At 64.5% G+C, this 16562-nt stretch carries 17 protein-coding genes; 12 read left to right on the forward strand and 5 right to left on the reverse strand.

Features of this window, described 5'->3' with window-relative positions; translation table 11 throughout:
- The first annotated feature begins 1 nt into the window (after position 1).
- The 3 genes from B5J99_RS09225 to B5J99_RS09235 all read left to right on the forward strand — a co-directional run bounded on the left by B5J99_RS09225 (position 2) and on the right by B5J99_RS09235 (position 2338).
- Positions 2 to 313 (forward strand): HPr-rel-A system PqqD family peptide chaperone, encoded by a 312-nt coding sequence (locus B5J99_RS09225; protein ID WP_117352239.1) that lies wholly within the window; start codon positions 2 to 4, stop codon positions 311 to 313.
- 97 nt (positions 314 to 410) lie between these two features.
- Positions 411 to 1304: an HprK-related kinase A gene (locus B5J99_RS09230; RefSeq protein WP_117352240.1), complete on the forward strand. Its 894-nt coding sequence runs from the start codon at positions 411 to 413 to the stop codon at positions 1302 to 1304.
- The gene (locus tag B5J99_RS09235; protein WP_054133460.1) at positions 1301 to 2338 is read left to right on the forward strand and encodes a nucleotidyltransferase domain-containing protein; all 1038 of its coding nucleotides are present in this window, start codon (positions 1301 to 1303) and stop codon (positions 2336 to 2338) included. Before B5J99_RS09230 ends, B5J99_RS09235 begins: the two co-directional genes overlap by 4 nt.
- A gap of 1 nt (position 2339) precedes the next feature.
- Here the strand turns inward: B5J99_RS09235 and B5J99_RS09240 are convergent, their stop codons facing one another.
- Complete coding sequence (locus tag B5J99_RS09240) at positions 2340 to 3032, reverse strand: HAD hydrolase-like protein (RefSeq protein WP_069049386.1); 693 nt, start codon at positions 3030 to 3032, stop codon at positions 2340 to 2342.
- A 94-nt stretch (positions 3033 to 3126) separates the two neighbouring features.
- Here B5J99_RS09240 and glmU point away from each other — a divergent pair, with 94 nt between their 5' ends.
- The 7 genes from glmU to B5J99_RS09270 all read left to right on the forward strand — a co-directional run bounded on the left by glmU (position 3127) and on the right by B5J99_RS09270 (position 10446).
- Positions 3127 to 4485, forward strand: coding sequence for a bifunctional UDP-N-acetylglucosamine diphosphorylase/glucosamine-1-phosphate N-acetyltransferase GlmU (gene glmU, locus B5J99_RS09245; RefSeq protein ID WP_117352241.1), 1359 nt, complete (start codon positions 3127 to 3129; stop codon positions 4483 to 4485).
- Positions 4486 to 4658: 173 nt separating this feature from the next.
- On the forward strand, positions 4659 to 5096 hold the full coding sequence (locus B5J99_RS09250) for a ribbon-helix-helix domain-containing protein (protein ID WP_245991847.1): 438 nt from the start codon (positions 4659 to 4661) through the stop codon (positions 5094 to 5096).
- Positions 5093 to 5470: a type II toxin-antitoxin system VapC family toxin gene (locus tag B5J99_RS09255; protein WP_054133456.1), complete on the forward strand. Its 378-nt coding sequence runs from the start codon at positions 5093 to 5095 to the stop codon at positions 5468 to 5470. Before B5J99_RS09250 ends, B5J99_RS09255 begins: the two co-directional genes overlap by 4 nt.
- 15 nt (positions 5471 to 5485) lie before the next feature.
- Entirely contained in the window at positions 5486 to 7309 is a 1824-nt protein-coding gene (gene glmS, locus B5J99_RS09260) for a glutamine--fructose-6-phosphate transaminase (isomerizing) (protein ID WP_117352242.1), read from the forward strand.
- Positions 7310 to 7327: 18 nt separating this feature from the next.
- Positions 7328 to 7723, forward strand: coding sequence for a GFA family protein (locus tag B5J99_RS09265; RefSeq protein WP_117352243.1), 396 nt, complete (start codon positions 7328 to 7330; stop codon positions 7721 to 7723).
- A gap of 1 nt (position 7724) precedes the next feature.
- Positions 7725 to 7916, forward strand: coding sequence for a hypothetical protein (locus B5J99_RS19520; protein WP_150126177.1), 192 nt, complete (start codon positions 7725 to 7727; stop codon positions 7914 to 7916).
- A 178-nt stretch (positions 7917 to 8094) separates the two neighbouring features.
- Positions 8095 to 10446, forward strand: coding sequence for a putative bifunctional diguanylate cyclase/phosphodiesterase (locus B5J99_RS09270; RefSeq protein ID WP_245991581.1), 2352 nt, complete (start codon positions 8095 to 8097; stop codon positions 10444 to 10446).
- Between the two features lie 15 nt (positions 10447 to 10461).
- On the opposite strand, the gene purQ is transcribed toward B5J99_RS09270, so the two are convergent.
- Both purQ and purS read right to left on the reverse strand, forming a co-directional pair.
- A complete protein-coding gene (gene purQ, locus B5J99_RS09275) occupies positions 10462 to 11136 on the reverse strand; it encodes a phosphoribosylformylglycinamidine synthase subunit PurQ (protein ID WP_117352245.1) in 675 nt (224 codons plus the stop codon).
- A complete protein-coding gene (gene purS / locus B5J99_RS09280; protein WP_054133451.1) occupies positions 11136 to 11366 on the reverse strand; it encodes a phosphoribosylformylglycinamidine synthase subunit PurS in 231 nt (76 codons plus the stop codon). The genes purQ and purS overlap by 1 nt, the downstream gene beginning before the upstream one ends.
- A gap of 170 nt (positions 11367 to 11536) precedes the next feature.
- On the opposite strand from purS, the gene B5J99_RS19525 reads away from it, so the two are divergent.
- Complete coding sequence (locus B5J99_RS19525; RefSeq protein WP_162892532.1) at positions 11537 to 11686, forward strand: hypothetical protein; 150 nt, start codon at positions 11537 to 11539, stop codon at positions 11684 to 11686.
- A 12-nt stretch (positions 11687 to 11698) separates the two neighbouring features.
- On the opposite strand, the gene B5J99_RS09285 is transcribed toward B5J99_RS19525, so the two are convergent.
- Together B5J99_RS09285 and purC are read right to left on the reverse strand one after the other, a co-directional pair.
- Entirely contained in the window at positions 11699 to 14674 is a 2976-nt protein-coding gene (locus B5J99_RS09285) for a M16 family metallopeptidase (protein ID WP_162892534.1), read from the reverse strand.
- Between the two features lie 127 nt (positions 14675 to 14801).
- On the reverse strand, positions 14802 to 15581 hold the full coding sequence (purC, locus tag B5J99_RS09290) for a phosphoribosylaminoimidazolesuccinocarboxamide synthase (protein WP_054133449.1): 780 nt from the start codon (positions 15579 to 15581) through the stop codon (positions 14802 to 14804).
- Positions 15582 to 15779: 198 nt separating this feature from the next.
- On the opposite strand from purC, the gene B5J99_RS09295 reads away from it, so the two are divergent.
- Entirely contained in the window at positions 15780 to 16544 is a 765-nt protein-coding gene (locus B5J99_RS09295) for a crotonase/enoyl-CoA hydratase family protein (RefSeq protein WP_069049391.1), read from the forward strand.
- Positions 16545 to 16562 lie beyond the last annotated feature (18 nt).

The raw sequence follows: 16562 nt of genomic DNA on the forward strand, positions 1-16562 counted from the left end.
TATGGCCTTGCCTCGCTTCTCCGCCTTGCCCGCTTCCGCGCTGAAGCGCGTGCCGCTCGGCGGGCTTGAGGCGATCTATCACGTGCCCTCCGGCATCACCCATCTGCTCGCCGAGCCGGTTCCCGATCTGCTCGACGCGCTCGCGCAGCTGCCTCCGGGAGAATCGGTGACCCCCGCACAGGTGCTGGCGCTGGTCGCGGAACGGTTCGATATCGTCGGCGACGAGCCCGAAGAAGCCCCCGAGGCCGTGTTCGCCGAGCGGCTTGCCGAGCTGGGCGCGCTGGGGCTGGTCGTGATCACGCGCGATGCGTGACACGCTTGCATCAGGGTGATGTAAATCCGCTGCACTTGGCCGCCTAACCCCCTGTTTCCATTTTGTCCGCGTGCCCGCTGCCTGTAAGGCGCGATGCATGCGCCACTCCTGTTCCATCACTGTCGGACCGGCCCGATTCCGCATCGGCAGTGACTGGCGCGCGCCGGTGGATCAGCTGCGCGCATTGTATCAGGATTACCCGCAGGACGAGGGTGTTCCCGATTTCACCGTGCGGTTGCAGGCGACATCCGCCTTGCGCCGGTTCGTCAAGCCGCAGGTGGCGATCGCGGGCGATTTCACGCTGCCCGATGCCGCGCCTTTGCCGCTCGAACAGGGGCTGCTCGCGGCCGAAATGGCGATGAACCTGCAAATGGCTCTGGGCTGGCGGCGGCATCTGCTGCTGCACGCCAGCGCGGTATCGCGCAATGGCCGCGCGGTGGTGATGACCGGCGTCTCGGGCGCGGGCAAATCCACGCTTTCGGCGCTGCTGGGCGAACGCGGCTGGCGGTTTCTGGGCGACGAGTTCGTGCTGCTCGATCCAGATAGCGGGATGATCGTGCCGTTTCCGCGCCCGGTCAGCCTCAAGAACGCTGCGATCGCCGCGATGGAGCGCGAGGTCGATGACGAGACCCGATTCGGTCCGGTGATGCGCGAGACGCCCAAGGGCACAATCCGTCACCTGCGCCCGCGCACCGAGGCGGTCGAGCTGATGGCGCGCGAGACGCGGCCGGCGCTGCTGCTCTTCCCGCGCTTCGGCTTTCCGCGCGCGGTGCGCCGGGTCGACGAGGCGGAGAGCTTCGTCCGGCTCACCCAGGCCTCGACCAACTATGTCGCCCTGGGCGAACGCGGGTTCGATGCGCTGACCGGCTTTGTCCGCGCGATGTCCGCCTGCGCCATCGATTATTCCGATGGCGAGGAGGGCGTCGAGATGGTCGAGCGTCTGTGGTCCGAACAGGGGGGCAAATTGGGGGTAAGGGCGGCCGCGGCATGAGCGATGGCTGGTCGGTCGCGCGCGCGCTCACCGATCCGGGGTCGGTCGCCGGGCTCGATCCGACCGGATGGACGCATCTGCTGTCCGCCGCGCGCGCACTCTCGCTGATCGGAACGCTGGCGGAAGTGCTCGCCGATGCGCCGGTGCCGCCCGATGTCGTCCGCGTGCTTGCCGATGTGCGTCATTCCAATGTCGCCGGCCAGCGTCAGGCGCTGTGGGAAGCCGAGTGCGCAGCGATGGCGCTCGCCGATTATCCCGGCAAGGTCGTGCTGCTAAAGGGCACCGCCTTTGCTGCGGCCGGATACGACGCTGCCTTAGGTCGCTCGATCGGCGATCTCGATATCCTGGTCGAGCGCGCCGGACTCGATCAGGTCGAAGCGCTGCTGCTCAAGGCGGGGTGGGAGTGGGTCAAGCCCGATCCCTATGACGATGCTTATTACCGTCAGTGGATGCACGAGCTGCCGCCGCTGATCCATGCAACACGGGACCGGATGATCGACGTCCACCACACGATCCTGCCGCTGACCGCAGGGCCAAGGCCCGATGCCGCCGCGCTGGTCGCCAGCGCGCGATTGCTTCCCTCGGGGCTGTATGTGCTCTCGCCCGCCGACATCATCTGCCACGCCGCAGCGCACCTGATCGCGGACGGGGACCTGTCCGGCGGGATGCGCAACCTGTGGGATATCGACCGGCTGGTGCGGCAGTTCGTTGTCGAAGAGCCAGGGTTCTCCGAAACGCTGGCAGAGCGGGCCAGACTGCACGGACTAAGCGACGCAGTGGGACGGGCCCTGCGGCTGTCGGCCCAGCTCTACTCCACTCCCATCATGTTCCTACGACCCGACCGGGCTCGCAATACCGTGCATGCGAGCGACATGCTCTTCCTGCGCCGCATCACCGCGGTCGACGGATGGGGCCGCAAGACCCGCAAGCTTACCCGCCAGGGCTTCTATATCCGCTCGCACCTTTTGCGCATGCCGCCTGCGATGCTGGCGCGCCACCTGTGGACCAAATGGCGCAAGGGGCATCGCGGTTAGGTCAGCCGTTCGCCGCGATCTGCTGCAGCGTCGGAATGAACTCGTTGTAATGATCGATAATCGCATCGGCCCCCAATGTGTCGACCGGCTGGTGCAGGAACCCGAAGCTCACCGCAACACAAGGGATGCCCGCATTGTGCGCGGCCATCACGTCATAGATGCTGTCGCCGATGAACGCGGCGGGCGTCGATCCCGGCTCGCCGCCGCTGCGGCGGATCATCTCGTCGATCGGCGCGCGATCGGGCTTGGACTTGCCCTTGCCCATGGTGTCGCCGCCGATGACGCAGGCGAAGCGGTCGATCAGGCCGACCTCGGTCAGCAATTTGACCGCGAACCTTTCGTACTTGTTGGTGACGACGGTCATCTTCACCCCCATCGCGTCAAACCGCGCCATCGCATCGAGCAGCCCGGGATAGGGCGGGGAGCCGCTGCCGAGATTGTCGCCATAATGATCGAGCAGGATCGGCAGATAGTCGCGCAGCGCCTGCGGATCGCTGTTGCCCGCGCGCTCGAGCCCCACCTGCAGCATGTGCTTGGCACCCAGGCCAACCATCGGCTTGACCTCTTCCAGGCTCAAAGTGGGCAGCCCCGCCAGCGCCAGCGTGTGGTTGACCGATACGGTCAGTTCGGGGCTGGTATCGAGCAATGTGCCATCGAGGTCGAAGCCAATGATTTGGTAGGGAAAGTCTGTCATGAGAGGCTGCATCGCCCGAAAAAGGTGGAAGATGCAAGCGGTTCGTGGCAAGGGTTTGTGCGATCTGCTTTGGGAAACGCGGAGAACTTAGAGTATGGGTGAGCAGGCGCTGGCTGCAATCATTTTGGCGGCGGGCCAGGGCACACGGATGAAGTCCGATCTGCACAAGGTGCTACACCCTGTTGCCGGGCTGCCGATGCTGCATCACCTGCTGGAAAGCCTGAGCGCGGCGGGGGCCGCGCGCCAGGTCGTCGTTGTGGGAGCACGACGCGAGCAGGTGGAGGCATCGGTCGCGCCGCGCGGCGTCGCCATCGCCCACCAGGCCGAGCAACTGGGCACCGCGCATGCCGCGTTGCAGGCGCGGGAGGCGCTGGCCGATTTCGATGGCATCGCAATCGTGTGCTTCGGCGATACGCCGTTCCTGCAACCCGACACCATTCGCCGCCTGACCGATCGGCTTTCCGCAGCGGACGGCCCACGCGTTGCGGTGCTGGGCTTCACGCCCGATGACGCCAAGGCCTATGGCCGGATCATCGCCGATGCTTCGGGCAATATCACCAAGATGGTCGAGTTCAAGGACGCGAGCGATCACGAGCGCGGCGTCAAGCTGTGCAATTCCGGCGTCACCGCGGTGCGCACCGCCGACCTCTGGTCGCTGCTCGACCGCGTCGGTAATAACAATGCGGCAGGCGAGTATTATCTCCCGGATATCGTGATGCTGGCGATCCAGGACGGCGACCGCGCGGTGGTGGTCGAGACCGACCCCGACGAGCTGATCGGGATCAACAGCCGCGCCGAGCTCGCCGAAGCAGAGGCCATCTGGCAGGCGCGCCGCCGCGCGCGGGCGATGGCCGATGGCGCGAGCCTGGTTGCGCCTGAGACCGTGTGGTTCGCGCACGATACGATCGTGGGCCGCGATGTCGTCATCGAACCCAATGTGATGTTCGGCCCCGGGGTCACGATTGCCGACAACGTCGTGATCCACGCCTTCAGCCATATCGAGGGCGCGACGATCGCCAGCGGCTGTTCGGTCGGCCCGTTCGCGCGGCTGCGGCCCGGCGCTCAGATGCAGGAAGGGGCGAAGGTCGGCAATTTCGTCGAGATGAAGAAGGCGGTGCTGGGTCCCGGCGCCAAGGCCAGCCACCTGACATATTTGGGCGATGCGACTGTCGGCGCAAACGCCAATATCGGCGCAGGCACGATCACCTGCAACTACGACGGCTATTTCAAATACCAGACCGTGATCGGCGAGAACGCGTTCATCGGATCGAACAGCTCGTTGATCGCGCCTGTGAAGATTGGCCGTGATGCCATTGTCGCGGCAGGCAGTGCCGTCAGCCGCGACGTCGCCGATGGCGAACTGCGTCTTGTCCGCGCGGAGCAGCTGGTCAAGCCCGGCTGGGCCGACCGCTTTCACGACGCGATGCGCCGGAAGAAGCGCGAGGGTAAGTGAGGCGGCATCCGTTGGTTCTGGTTCTCGTCGCGTGTGCGTTGGTGATCGCCGGGATAGGGTGGAAGTTATGGCGCGCAAACGGATGCGAAGCTGCGGGCGGAATGCTGACATCGGTCACGAGGCTGGCTCACTGCGCAATCCCTTGACATGATATCATGATATGATATCAGTATATGATCATGCCCCGCATCCTCGCCGACCTTCCTGAAGATGACATCAAGTGGCTCGATCAGCTTGCTGCCAAGCAGGGCAAGTCTCGCGCCGCAGTTTTGCGCGAAGCGGTCGCTGCTTATCGTCCCCAAGCACCTCTTGACTGGATAGATCAGGGTTTCGGTGCGTGGAAAGATCGCGAGGACATCGGCGATGCAGTCGAATGGCAACGACGCGAGCGTGCTTCATCAACGCGCCCTTGGGATTTTGATTACCCTGAAGTTCGGGCTGAGTTTCCTGATCTTTTCGATGCGGAGGATGATCGAGAGCATGAGTTGCACAAGGCTTGGTTGGCTGAGAATGGACGAGAGTTAGGCGACGGATCTCTTTTGTCTGACAAGCCTTCGTTCGCCCCAGAAAGTAAGGCTCCAAATAAAAAAGCAAAGCGCGCAAACCCTTGAGCAGCTTCACCTTTGATAGCAACATTTTGATCGATACCCTTCGGGGCATCCCACAAGCTCGAACCGAACTTCGGCGAGCGGCTGAATTTGGCAAGATATGGGTAAGCCGAGCAGTTTGGATTGAGGTCCTTTCCAAGGGACAAGGCACTGGCTTGAAGCGGGCAGAAGTGCTTTTGTCCGGATTCGGTATCGATGAGATCGATGGAGAAATAGCCGCGCGGGCTGCCTCCATGCGTCGCGAAAGGCAACGCTTGAAAGCCATGGACGCCATCATCCTGGCCACCGCGCAAATTCGCGGCCGGGTGCTTGTGACACGAAATACCAAGGATTTTCCGGCAGAGATGCCGGGTATCCGAGTCCCCTACCAGCTTTGAAAGGCACCTTCCACAATGTGCGGTATCGTTGGAATCCTCGCCCGGCGCGATGTCGTGGGCGATCTGGTCGATGGTTTGAAGCGGATGGAATACCGCGGATATGACTCCGCGGGGGTCTGCACGGTGCACGACGGCCAGCTGGTGCGCAGGCGCGCGCAGGGCAAGTTGCGCAATCTGGTCGATGTGCTGGCGAAGGATCCCGCGCCCGGCCATGTCGGCATCGCGCACACCCGCTGGGCGACGCACGGCGCGCCGACGACATCGAACGCGCACCCACATGCCACGGACGAAGTGGCGCTGGTGCACAACGGCATCATCGAGAACTTCAAGCAGCTGCGCGATGCGCTGATCGCACGCGGTCGCCGTTTCGAGAGCGAGACCGACTCCGAGGTTGTCGCGCATCTGCTGAGCGAGCGGATCGAGGCCGGCGACAGCCCGCAGGACGCGGTCAAGGCCGTACTGCCGCAGCTGCGCGGCGCCTTCGCGCTCGCCATCGCGTTCCGCCAGTATCCGGATATGCTGATCGGCGCGCGGCTGGGTTCGCCTCTGGTGCTGGGCTATGGCGAGGGCGAGACCTATCTGGGTTCGGACGCGCTGGCGCTCGCTCCATTGACGCAGCGCATCGCCTATCTCGAAGAGGGCGACTGGGTGGTGCTGACCCGCGACGGCGCGCAGGTCTTTGACGCCGACAACGCTCCCGTAGAGCGCGAGGTCACGCTGTCGGGTGTGACAGGCGCGCTGATCGACAAGGGCAACCACCGCCATTTCATGCAGAAGGAAATCTTCGAGCAGCCGGTGGTCGTGGCGCAGACGCTGCAAAGCTATATCCGCTCGGTCGAACAGCAGGTGGCGCTGCCACAGATGGACTTCGAGCTTTCGGACATCGACCGGGTGACGATCATCGCCTGCGGCACCGCATCCTATGTCGGCATGATCGGCAAATACTGGATCGAGCAATTGGCTCGCGTCCCCGTCGAGGTCGATGTCGCGTCGGAATACCGCTATCGCGATCCGGTGCTGTCGCCCGGAATGCTTGGCGTGGTCGTGTCTCAATCGGGCGAGACCGCCGATACGCTGGCGGCCCTGCGCCACATGAAGGCGGGCGAGGTGACCACCGCAGGCATCATCAATGTTCCGACCAGCTCGATGGCGCGCGAGGTCGATCTGCTGCTGCCGACGCATGCCGGGCCCGAGATTGGGGTCGCATCGACCAAGGCGTTCACCTGCCAGCTGGCGGTGATGGCGGCGCTTGCGGTCAATCTTGCGCGCGCCAAGGGGCGCCTCAGCCAGGCTGAAGAGGCCGAGATCGTGCGCCATCTGATCGAGGCGCCCGCTGCGATCAACGCGGCGCTGGCGCATGATGCCGAGATCGAGGCAATGGCGCACACGATCGCGCAGGCGCGCGACGTGCTCTATCTGGGGCGTGGGCCGGACTATGCGCTGGCGCTGGAAGGCGCGCTGAAGCTCAAGGAAATCAGTTACATCCACGCCGAAGGCTATGCCGCAGGCGAGATGAAGCACGGCCCTATCGCGCTGATCGACGAGGCGGTGCCGATCATCGTCATCGCGCCCTCGGGCCCGCTGTTCGAAAAGACGGTGAGCAACATGCAGGAGGTGCGCGCGCGCGGCGGCAAGGTGGTGCTGATCTCGGATGCCGAAGGCCTCGCCGAAGCAGGCGAGGGGTGTCTTGCCACGATCGAGATGCCCAAGGTCCACCCGCTGATCGCGCCGCTCGTCTATGCCGTGCCGGTCCAGCTGCTCGCCTATCACGTCGCGGTCGCCAAGGGCACCGATGTCGATCAGCCGCGCAACCTGGCAAAATCGGTGACGGTGGAGTGACCGCAGGTGTCGCGTGCGATGCGCGCTGACAAGCAGGTCACGGTCACCGGCGGCTGTCACTGCGGGGCGGTGCGATTCGAGGCGGACGTCGCGCCGCAAGTGCGGCTGCTGGCGTGCAATTGCTCGATGTGCGACAAGACCGGGTTTCTGCATCTGATCGTGCCCCACCGCGATTTCCGGCTGCTGCAGGGGCAGGGGGAGCTTTCCAGCTATCGCTTCGGTACCGGTGCTGCCGAGCATCTTTTCTGTCGCACCTGCGGGGTCCGCAGCTTTTATCAGCCGCGATCGCACCCCCAGGCCTGGTCGGTCGATTTCCGCTGCCTGGACAACGACCATGGCCTGTCCGCCGACGTGGAAGCGTTTGATGGCCGGAACTGGGAAGTAGCCAGAGCGAGCCTCACCGACGACGAATGACATGCAAAAAACACAAGTGCATGGAAAACAATTGCACTTGTATGACAGAAGTTATGACCTATTTCCCGCTTCAGAGAGCAGGATGTCTGCACGGCAAATTCCAACCGTTCATCAGGAGTTCGTCATGCGTATCGCATTCAACCTGGCCGCTGCCTTCGTCAGCAGCGCCGTCATCATGCTGGCCGTCATCTGAACCACGTCCGTCGATCAATCGACGGAGCGGCCGGTTTTCCCTTTGCCTGCAGCGCGCGACATCACGCGGCTGCAGGCGAAGTGGACATCTCTCTCTCCCATCACGCCATCGCGCGTCCCGACGCATTTACAAATCTGCCGGTTACGCTTCGCTAACTTTGTTTGGCTAGAACCGATGCGTGAGCACCACCAAACATAACCCGTCCACGGCACGCAATTTGCCCGTGATGGCCATTCTTGGCCTGCGCGATCCTGCCGAGGGGGATTGGGACCACTTCCGTGCGATCCAGTATACCGGGCTTGCTCGCTATGCGATTCTGCGCGTGGTGACCAATCTGGTTCTGGGTTTGATGGTGTGCCAGCTTTTCGCCGGTTTCGTGCCGCTCTGGCAACTTGCCGGGTGGATGGCGATGCTGGGCGGCGCACTGTATTTTCCTGCCATCGTCTATCGCCAGAGCGGCATGGTCAATCACGATCATGTCGCCCGCCGTTTCGTGCTGCAACTGGTTGCGGCCACCAGCCTTATCGCCTTTGTCTGGGCCATCCCGATATTGCTGTTTGCGCCGCAGGCCGGACCGATGGAGCTCGCCACGGTGTGGACCATATTGGCTGCATTGGTGGTCGGCGGCACCCTGCTGCTTAACGCGTTGCCGCTGGGCGCAGTGCTGTTCAACCTGGTGCTGATGGTGGCATCGATCATCGCCTTCGCGCGCGTCGGCGACATCGTGACCATCGGTGCGATCGTGTGCTTCTCCATCATGCTGGCGCTGTCCGGGTTCGAGAATGCCCGCGCCTTTCTGATGTTCAAGCTGTCCGAAGTCGGCCTGGCCGAAAAGGACGAGGTCGTCAGCCTGTTGCTGCGCGAGTTCGAGGAAGGCGATGCCGACTGGCTGTGGCAGATCGACGCCTCGCGCCGGATCGTCGCGGCCAGCCCGCGCTTTGCCTTTGCCGCCGGGCGCGAGGCCAAGGATATCGAAGGCATGCCGCTGACCCAGCTGATCGCGGGCAAGGCATGGGAAAGCGGCAATCTGCCGCCCAGCCTGCATGTGCTGTCGGACAAGCTGACCAAGCGCGAGAGCTTCTCCAATCTGGTGGTCAAGGTGCAGGGGGAGGACAAGACCTTCTGGTGGGAGCTGTCGGCTTCGCCGCGTTATGACGACAATGGTGCGTTCATCGGATTTCGCGGGGTCGGCTCCGATGTGACCGAAAGCCGCGAAAGCGCCGAGAAGATCGCCCGGCTGGCGCGCTATGACACGCTGACGGGCCTGCCCAACCGCCTGCAACTGACCGAAGCGCTCGACCGCGCGCTGAACGAGTGCGAGCAATGGAAGACGCGCTGCGGGTTCCTGATGATCGATCTCGACCGGTTCAAGTCGGTCAACGACACGCTCGGCCATCTTGTCGGCGACCGCTTGCTGGCGCAGGTGTCGCTGCGGCTGCGCTCGCTGATGGGCAAGGACGAGATGTGCGGCCGCCTGGGGGGCGACGAATTCGCCGTGGTGATGCGCGATACCGGCGATGGCCAGCGGATCGGCGATCTCGCCCATCGCATCATCGACGTGCTGTCGCGGCCCTATGAGGTGGACGAACACACGCTGTTCATCGGCGCCAGCATCGGATCGGCGCACGGGGTCCGCGACGGGCGCACCGTCGAGACGCTGATGCGCAGCGCCGATCTCGCGCTCTACCGGTCCAAGGACGAGGGCGGCGGCCGCCACAATGTCTACGAGCCCAAGCTGCACAGCCATGCCGAAGAGCGCCGCGTGATGGAAATGGCGCTGCGCAAGGCGCTCGAGAAGGACGAATTCACGCTGGCCTATCAGCCGGTGGTCGATGCCGCGAGCGAATCTTTGGTCGGCTTCGAAGCCTTGCTGCGCTGGCACAACCCGGAATTCGGCCAGGTGTCGCCTGCGCGCTTCATCCCGCTGGCAGAAGACGCGCGGCTGGTGGTGCCGATCGGCAACTGGGTGCTGCACCGCGCCTGCTGCGAGGCGGTGTCCTGGCCGGCCGATGTGCGCGTTGCGGTCAATGTTTCCGCCGAGCAGCTTTACGAGCCTGACTTTGTCGAAACCGTGGTCGAGGCGCTGTCCGAAACGGGGCTCGCCCCGCAGCGGCTCGAACTCGAGGTTACCGAGAGCGTGTTCCTGCGCGAGGGGTCACGCGCGGGCGAGACGCTCGACCGCATCCTGGCGCTGGGCGTCGGGCTGTCGCTCGACGATTTCGGCACGGGCTATTCGGCGCTTGGCTATCTCAGCAAGACCCGGTTCACCACGATCAAGGTAGATCGCAGCTTCGTCCAGGGCGCAGCGCGCGGGATGCAGGAAAGCATCGCGATCATTCGCGCGGTCGTCGCCATGGCCGACAGCCTGGGCATGGCCACCACCGCCGAGGGGGCGGAGACCGAAAACGAGGTCCGCGTCATCCGCGAGCTGGGGTGCAAGAAAATCCAGGGCTATTATTACGGCCGCCCGATGGGCGCCGAGGACGTGGCCGAGATGTTTTCCGATCACCGCGCCGCTATGTTCGGCTGACGCGGACGCTGAAGGTCAGGCGCGCTCGAGCACCGATTGCGCCAGCGCCTCGAACAGCCTTGCGCCATCGGTCCCGCCCTGCAGCGGCTCGACCATGCGTTCGGGGTGCGGCATCATGCCCAGCACGTTGCCCTTGGCGTTGAGCACGCCTGCAATTTCGCGCGATGATCCGTTGACCGGCTCGGCATAGCGGAACGCCACCTGGCCTTCGCCCTCGATCCTGTCGAGCGTGGCATCATCGGCGAAGTAGTTGCCATCATGATGCGCCACCGGAATCCGGATCGTCTCGCCCGCCTGGTACAGGCTGGTGAAGCGGCTGCTTGCATTCTCGACTGTCAGTCCGACCGTACGGCAGACAAAGCGGATGCCGGCATTGCGCATCAGCGCGCCGGGCAGCAGGCCGGCTTCGGTAAGGATCTGGAAGCCGTTGCAGATGCCCAGCACCGCAACGCCGCGCTCTGCGGCCTCGATCACAGCGCCGACCACCGGCGAACGCGCGGCCATCGCGCCCGAGCGCAAATAATCGCCATAGGAAAACCCGCCGGGGACCCCGATCAGGTCAAGGCCTTCAGGCAGCGTCTGTTCGCCATGCCACAGCCGGATCGGCGCGTGGCCGGTGACTCGCTCGATCGCCACGGCCAGGTCGCGGTCGCAGTTCGATCCCGGGAAGGTGATGACCGCCGATTTCATCAGACCAGCTCGACGCGGTAGTTTTCGATCACCATGTTGGCGAGCAGCTTGCGGCACATCGCGTCGATATCGGCATCGCTGGTGCCATCGGCGAGGGTCAGTTCGATCAGCCGGCCGGCGCGGACGTCTTCCACGCCGCCAAAGCCCAGACCTTCCAGCGCATGGTGGATGGCGCGGCCCTGCGGATCGAGCACGCCGTCTTTCAGGGTCACATGGATGCGGGCCTTCATCGGCGTCCTCCTGGCAGAATGAATGGCCTGCCCTATACCGTGCGCCAGCAAAGGGGCAAGGGGGCTCGGCGCAATATCGCGTGTTCACCGCTGCCGGGCACGCGTTAACCTTCGTTAACAAGCCTGCGGAAAGGAGTGCGGCATAGCCTTTGCCTCGAAATGGGGGAAATATGGCTGGATTGGCACTCGCAATGTTCGTCGGACTGTTCGGCTTCGGTCATGAACTCGTCGGCTGGAACGATCCCAATGGCCATGTGCAGCTCGCGCTGTTCATGGCGTTCATCTTCGGGATCATCAGCGGCTATCGCACCCGAGGGTGATACCAGCAGCTCTCAGCGGGGCGCCGCGTTGGTGGTGACCGGCCCGGTGCGCGACGCCAGCTGGCCCTTGTCGCCGGCTTCGTCGTACAGCGACTGCACCAGCAGTGCGCGCTCGGGCGGAAGATAGGTTCGCGCCAGATCGAGCAGGTCTTCCGCGCTCACCTTGCCGAAAGCGGTGCCGCCGCTGCGGAAGCGCTCCAGCTTGGCAGGCTTGCTTTGTGCGGCATCGACGATCCCCAGCCATGCGGTGTTGGTCTTCACGCTGTTGGCGATGTTCTCCAGGATCGGCGTGCGCGCGCGGGCCAGTTCGTCAGCCGCGATGGGGGACGGCGTTGCAGCGCCCGCCATCGGGGCAGGCGCGGAGAGCTCGCCCGCGATCTGCCGGATGGCCTGGGCGACGCGCTCGACATCGCCCGTCGCCACATTGGTGCTGATCTGGATATAGCCATAGCCCGGATAGATCGAGGAGGTGAACGAGCGGGCGACCGGCGAATAGCTCGCGCCCAGCTTCTCGCGCAGCTCGTCGGTGACCTTGATCTGCAGCAGTTCGGCCAGCAGCCGCAGCCGGACGTCCTCGCGATAGTCGTGGTCGTCGGTGGTCGGCCAGTAGAATTCGACGATCGCCTGATCGGCCTCGCCCTTGTGGTGCAGCACCCGCGGGGCGCGATTGTCGGTGAAGCGCCGGGCGCGCGCCTCGTCATAGTCGCGGAACTCGGCCTCGCGCTCGGGCAGCGCGCCGAATGTTGCCGCGACCGCTGCGATCGCCTCGTCCTCGTCGAAATCGCCGACCAGTCCGATCTCGATCGCGCCCTGTTGCAGCCGGTCGCTGATCGCGGACTTCAGGTCGTCGAAAGTCAGCTTCTCGAAAACCTCGCGCTCGGCGAGCGAGAAGCGCGGGTCGTTGTCCGACAGGATCGCGCCGATCTGACTGCCGATCGCGCCTTCCGGCGTGGCGTTGAGCCGCGCATAGAAATTGGGCAGATAGCTGCGATACTGGTTGATCGCCTCGCTGCGATAGCCGGGATGCTGGGTGAACGCGGTAAGTACCTGCATCTGCAGCGCCAGGTCATCGGGGGTGGTGGCCAGATAGCCGCCCAGATAATCCTCGCCCGATCCGAAGTTGAGCGAGACCGCGCGGCCTGCGAAGATGGTGTAAAGGTCATCCAGGCTGTGCGCCTCCAACCCGCCGCGCACGAAAATGTTCATCAGGCTCGTGGCTTCGGGCTTGTCGCGCGATGCCAGCAGATCGCCGCCATCGATGCGCAGCGAGACCAGCACCCGGTTCTTGTCGAAATCGGTCTTCTTGAGGTTGAGCCGGACGTTGTTGGCAAAGCGGATGGTGCGGATGCCCAGGTCCTCGATGGTCGCATCCGCCACCACCGCGCCGGGCGCTCCGAAGTCCTGATAGGCAAAGGCCTGCGCATCGCGCGCCTTGGGCTTGGTCACCCTGGTCTTGCGCGCATCGGCAAAGGCGGTGCGGATCGCCTGTGCGCCGCCTTCGGGATCGACCTTGGTGGACAGATGGATCAGCGGCTTGTCCAGCGTGCCGAAGTCCTCGCGCACCGCCTTGAGCAGCATCTTGGGCGTCAGGCTGTCGCGCAGCGCGACGAACCGTTCAAGCTGGCTTTCGGGCGTGGTGACGATCATGCCATCCTTGGCCATCGCCAAAATCTGGTCGGCAAGCTGGTCGTTGGGGCGGGTCTGGTTTCCCCGCACCGCATTCTCATAGCCGGTGGTGAAGTTGGCGAGCTGCTCGGCAAGCTCCGCGTCGGTAAAGCCGTAGCGCAGCGCCGCGCGGACCTCGCGCTCGGCAGCGGCAAGGCCGCGCTGCCATTCGCCATCGCGGACGGCGACGTTGAGCACCGACTGGTTGGCGATCTTGTAGACATCCGACCGGCCGATCGAGGCGCCGACATAGGGCGCATTTTCCTGCCGCGCGATCCGGCCCAGGCGGCGCCCGATGATGTTGTAGCCTATCGCGCGGGTCAGCTTGGCGCGGCGCGCGGCGCGGCTGTCGGCTTCCTCGACATAGGGCGAGAAGCGCACCACCGTTGCGACCTCGTCGATCGCGGGATGGGCAAAGATGTTGGCCTGGTCGGTGCGGGTGACGTCGATCCGGCCCAGCGGAACGTCGGGCGCCTCGCCATGCCTGGCCTGCCAGTTGCCGAAAGCGGCAATGATCTTGGCCTCCATGGCATCGACATCGAGATCGCCCACCACGACGAGCGTGGAGCGGCCGGGAGTGTAATAGCGCTCGTAGAAGCTGCGGAACCGTTCGGCCGGCGCGGTCTCGATGACGGTCTTGTCGCCAATCGGCGAGCGGGTCGCGAGCCGGGTTTCTGGCACCGAAAATTCGAACAGCGATTCGCGGTTGCGCTGCGCGTAGTTGGCGCGGGTGCGCAGCTCGGACAGGATCACGCCGCGTTCGCGTTCGATCGCCTCGGGCGCAAAGCTGATCTCGCTCGCGGTCTCGCGCAGCAGGTAGAGCGCGGTGTCGACCGTCTCAGCGTTCACATTGGGCAGGTCGAGCAGATAACCGGTCTGATCATAGCTGGTGAACGCATTGGTATCCGCCCCGAACGCCAGCCCCAGCCGCTCCAGGATCTTGATCATCTCGCCTTCGGGCACGTTGGTGGTGCCGTTGAACGCCATATGCTCGATGAAATGGGCAAGGCCGCGCTCGTCCTCCGCCTCGGCGGTGGAGCCAACATCGATCATCAGCCGCATCACCGCGGTGGTCGCGGGGGTGGAATTGTGGCGGATGGCATAGCGCATGCCGTTGGGCAGCACGCCGAAGCGGATCGCGGGATCGGCGGTCAGGTCGCTGCCGGCATAGTGCCATGCCGCAGCAATCGCGGCCTCGTCGCGCACCGCCGGGGCAGATGCCGCCTCAACCGACGCCGATGTGTCAGGACTGGCGAGCGAGGGCGCCGGACAAAGCGAAAAGGCGGCAATGGCCAAGGAGGCCAACACCATGCGTCCGGTCACATATGACAGCCTCTCGCCTTGATCCATCTCCGCCCGCTTGTTGCTTGCTTGGGCGGAAAATGTTGCATGGGCGCAGGGCCCACGCAAGATGACGGAAACGTAAAGCGGTCAGGCGCGTGTGGCGCGGTTATTTGCCCTTGCGACGACGGTGGCTGTCGAGGTCGAGAACCTCGTTTTCGCCGCCCTCGTTGAGCAGGCCCAGACGCCGTGCGACCTCCTGATAGGCCTCGACTTCGCCGCCCAGATCGCGCCGGAAGCGGTCCTTGTCGAGCTTCTCGCCGGTCTCCAGATCCCACAGGCGGCAGCCATCGGGGCTGATCTCGTCGGCGAGGATGATGCGCGAGAAATCGCCGTCGAACTGGCGGCCGAACTCGAGCTTGAAGTCGATCAGGCGGATGCCGATCGCGGCGAACATGCCGCACATGAAATCGTTAATGCGGATCGCCATAGACGAGATGTCCTGCATCTCTTCCTGCGTCGCCCAGCCGAAGCACGCGATATGCTCTTCTGCGACCAGAGGATCGCCCAGCGCATCGTCCTTGTAGCAATATTCGATCAGCGTGTGCGGCAGCGGCTGGCCTTCTTCGAGGCCCAGACGGGTGCAGATCGAACCGGCGGCGACATTGCGCACGATCACCTCGATCGGCACGATCTCGACCTGGCGGATCAGCTGCTCGCGCATGTTCAACCGGCGGATGAAGTGGGTGGGGATGCCGATATGCGCCAGCCGCGTGAACACATACTCGCTGATGCGGTTGTTGATCACGCCCTTGCCGTTGATCGTGCCCTTTTTCTGGGCGTTGAACGCGGTGGCATCGTCCTTGAAGTACTGGATCAGCGTGCCGGGCTCGGGTCCTTCATAGAGGATCTTGGCCTTGCCTTCGTAAATCTGGCGGCGGCGGGTCATTGGCTCGTAACTCCGATAAAATGCATGACGCCCCGGTGCGGCGGCCAAAGCGCGCAGAGCCGGGGCGTAGTTCAGCGCCCCTATAGCCGCTTGCTGCCATGGGCGCAATTGTGCTGTCCAGTTGCTAATTCCGGTTAACATGCCGCACACCGTGCATGGTATCGTTGCGGTGAAATCGAGGGAGCACAAGGCAGCGCCATGAACGTCAAGGTCGATCACAAACAGGCGGTGGCGATCGTCACCATCAACCGCCCCGAGCGGCGCAACGCGGTCGATTCTGCCACCGCTCTGCAGCTGTTGCAGGCGTTCGAGGCGATCGATGCCGATGACAGCGTGCATGTCGCGATCCTGCACGGAGCGGGCGGGCATTTCTGCGCCGGGGCCGATCTCAAGGCCTTGAGCGAGGGCGACAAACGCCCGGTGACCGACGCCGGAATGGCGCCGATGGGGCCCACCCGGATGCAGATGACCAAGCCGGTGATCGCCGCGATCGAAGGCTATGCGGTGGCTGGCGGCATGGAGCTGGCCCTGTGGTGCGACATGCGGGTGATGGCGGAGACCGCTCGGATGGGCGTCTTCTGCCGCCGCTTCGGGGTGCCGCTGGTGGATATGGGCACCATCCGCCTGCCAAGGCTGATCGGCCATTCGCGCGCGATGGATCTGCTGCTCACCGGGCGCGAGATCGGCGCCGCCGAAGCGCACGACATCGGGCTTGCCAACCGCGTGGCGCGGCATGGCGGCGCGCTCGAACTGGCGGTGGAGCTCGCCACGCAGATCGCGGCCTTTCCGCAGACCTGCCTGCGCAATGACCGGGCGAGCGCGCTCGCGCAATGGTCGCTGGAAGAGGCAGAGGCGATCGCGCTGGAAGCGCAGCTTGGCCGTGCGACGATCACCAGCGGAGAGACGCTGGAAGGCGCTGGCCGCTTTGCCGGCGGCAAGGGTCGGCACGGCTCGTTCGCCTGAAGCCGGTCCGGCGCGCAT

Origin of the sequence: Blastomonas fulva, from assembly GCF_003431825.1 — a bacterium.
GTDB lineage: Bacteria > Pseudomonadota > Alphaproteobacteria > Sphingomonadales > Sphingomonadaceae > Blastomonas > Blastomonas fulva.

Coding starts and splice junctions, on each gene's coding strand:
- B5J99_RS09225 (WP_117352239.1), top strand. CDS start 2: ATGGCCTTGCCTCGCTTCTCCGCCTTGCCCGCTTCCGCGCTGAAGCGC.
- B5J99_RS09230 (WP_117352240.1), top strand. CDS start 411: ATGCGCCACTCCTGTTCCATCACTGTCGGACCGGCCCGATTCCGCATC.
- B5J99_RS09235 (WP_054133460.1), top strand. CDS start 1,301: ATGAGCGATGGCTGGTCGGTCGCGCGCGCGCTCACCGATCCGGGGTCG.
- B5J99_RS09240 (WP_069049386.1), bottom strand. CDS start 3,032: ATGACAGACTTTCCCTACCAAATCATTGGCTTCGACCTCGATGGCACA.
- glmU (WP_117352241.1), top strand. CDS start 3,127: ATGGGTGAGCAGGCGCTGGCTGCAATCATTTTGGCGGCGGGCCAGGGC.
- B5J99_RS09250 (WP_245991847.1), top strand. CDS start 4,659: ATGATCATGCCCCGCATCCTCGCCGACCTTCCTGAAGATGACATCAAG.
- glmS (WP_117352242.1), top strand. CDS start 5,486: ATGTGCGGTATCGTTGGAATCCTCGCCCGGCGCGATGTCGTGGGCGAT.
- B5J99_RS09265 (WP_117352243.1), top strand. CDS start 7,328: ATGCGCGCTGACAAGCAGGTCACGGTCACCGGCGGCTGTCACTGCGGG.
- B5J99_RS19520 (WP_150126177.1), top strand. CDS start 7,725: ATGCAAAAAACACAAGTGCATGGAAAACAATTGCACTTGTATGACAGA.
- purQ (WP_117352245.1), bottom strand. CDS start 11,136: ATGAAATCGGCGGTCATCACCTTCCCGGGATCGAACTGCGACCGCGAC.
- purS (WP_054133451.1), bottom strand. CDS start 11,366: ATGAAGGCCCGCATCCATGTGACCCTGAAAGACGGCGTGCTCGATCCG.
- B5J99_RS19525 (WP_162892532.1), top strand. CDS start 11,537: ATGGCTGGATTGGCACTCGCAATGTTCGTCGGACTGTTCGGCTTCGGT.
- purC (WP_054133449.1), bottom strand. CDS start 15,581: ATGACCCGCCGCCGCCAGATTTACGAAGGCAAGGCCAAGATCCTCTAT.
- B5J99_RS09295 (WP_069049391.1), top strand. CDS start 15,780: ATGAACGTCAAGGTCGATCACAAACAGGCGGTGGCGATCGTCACCATC.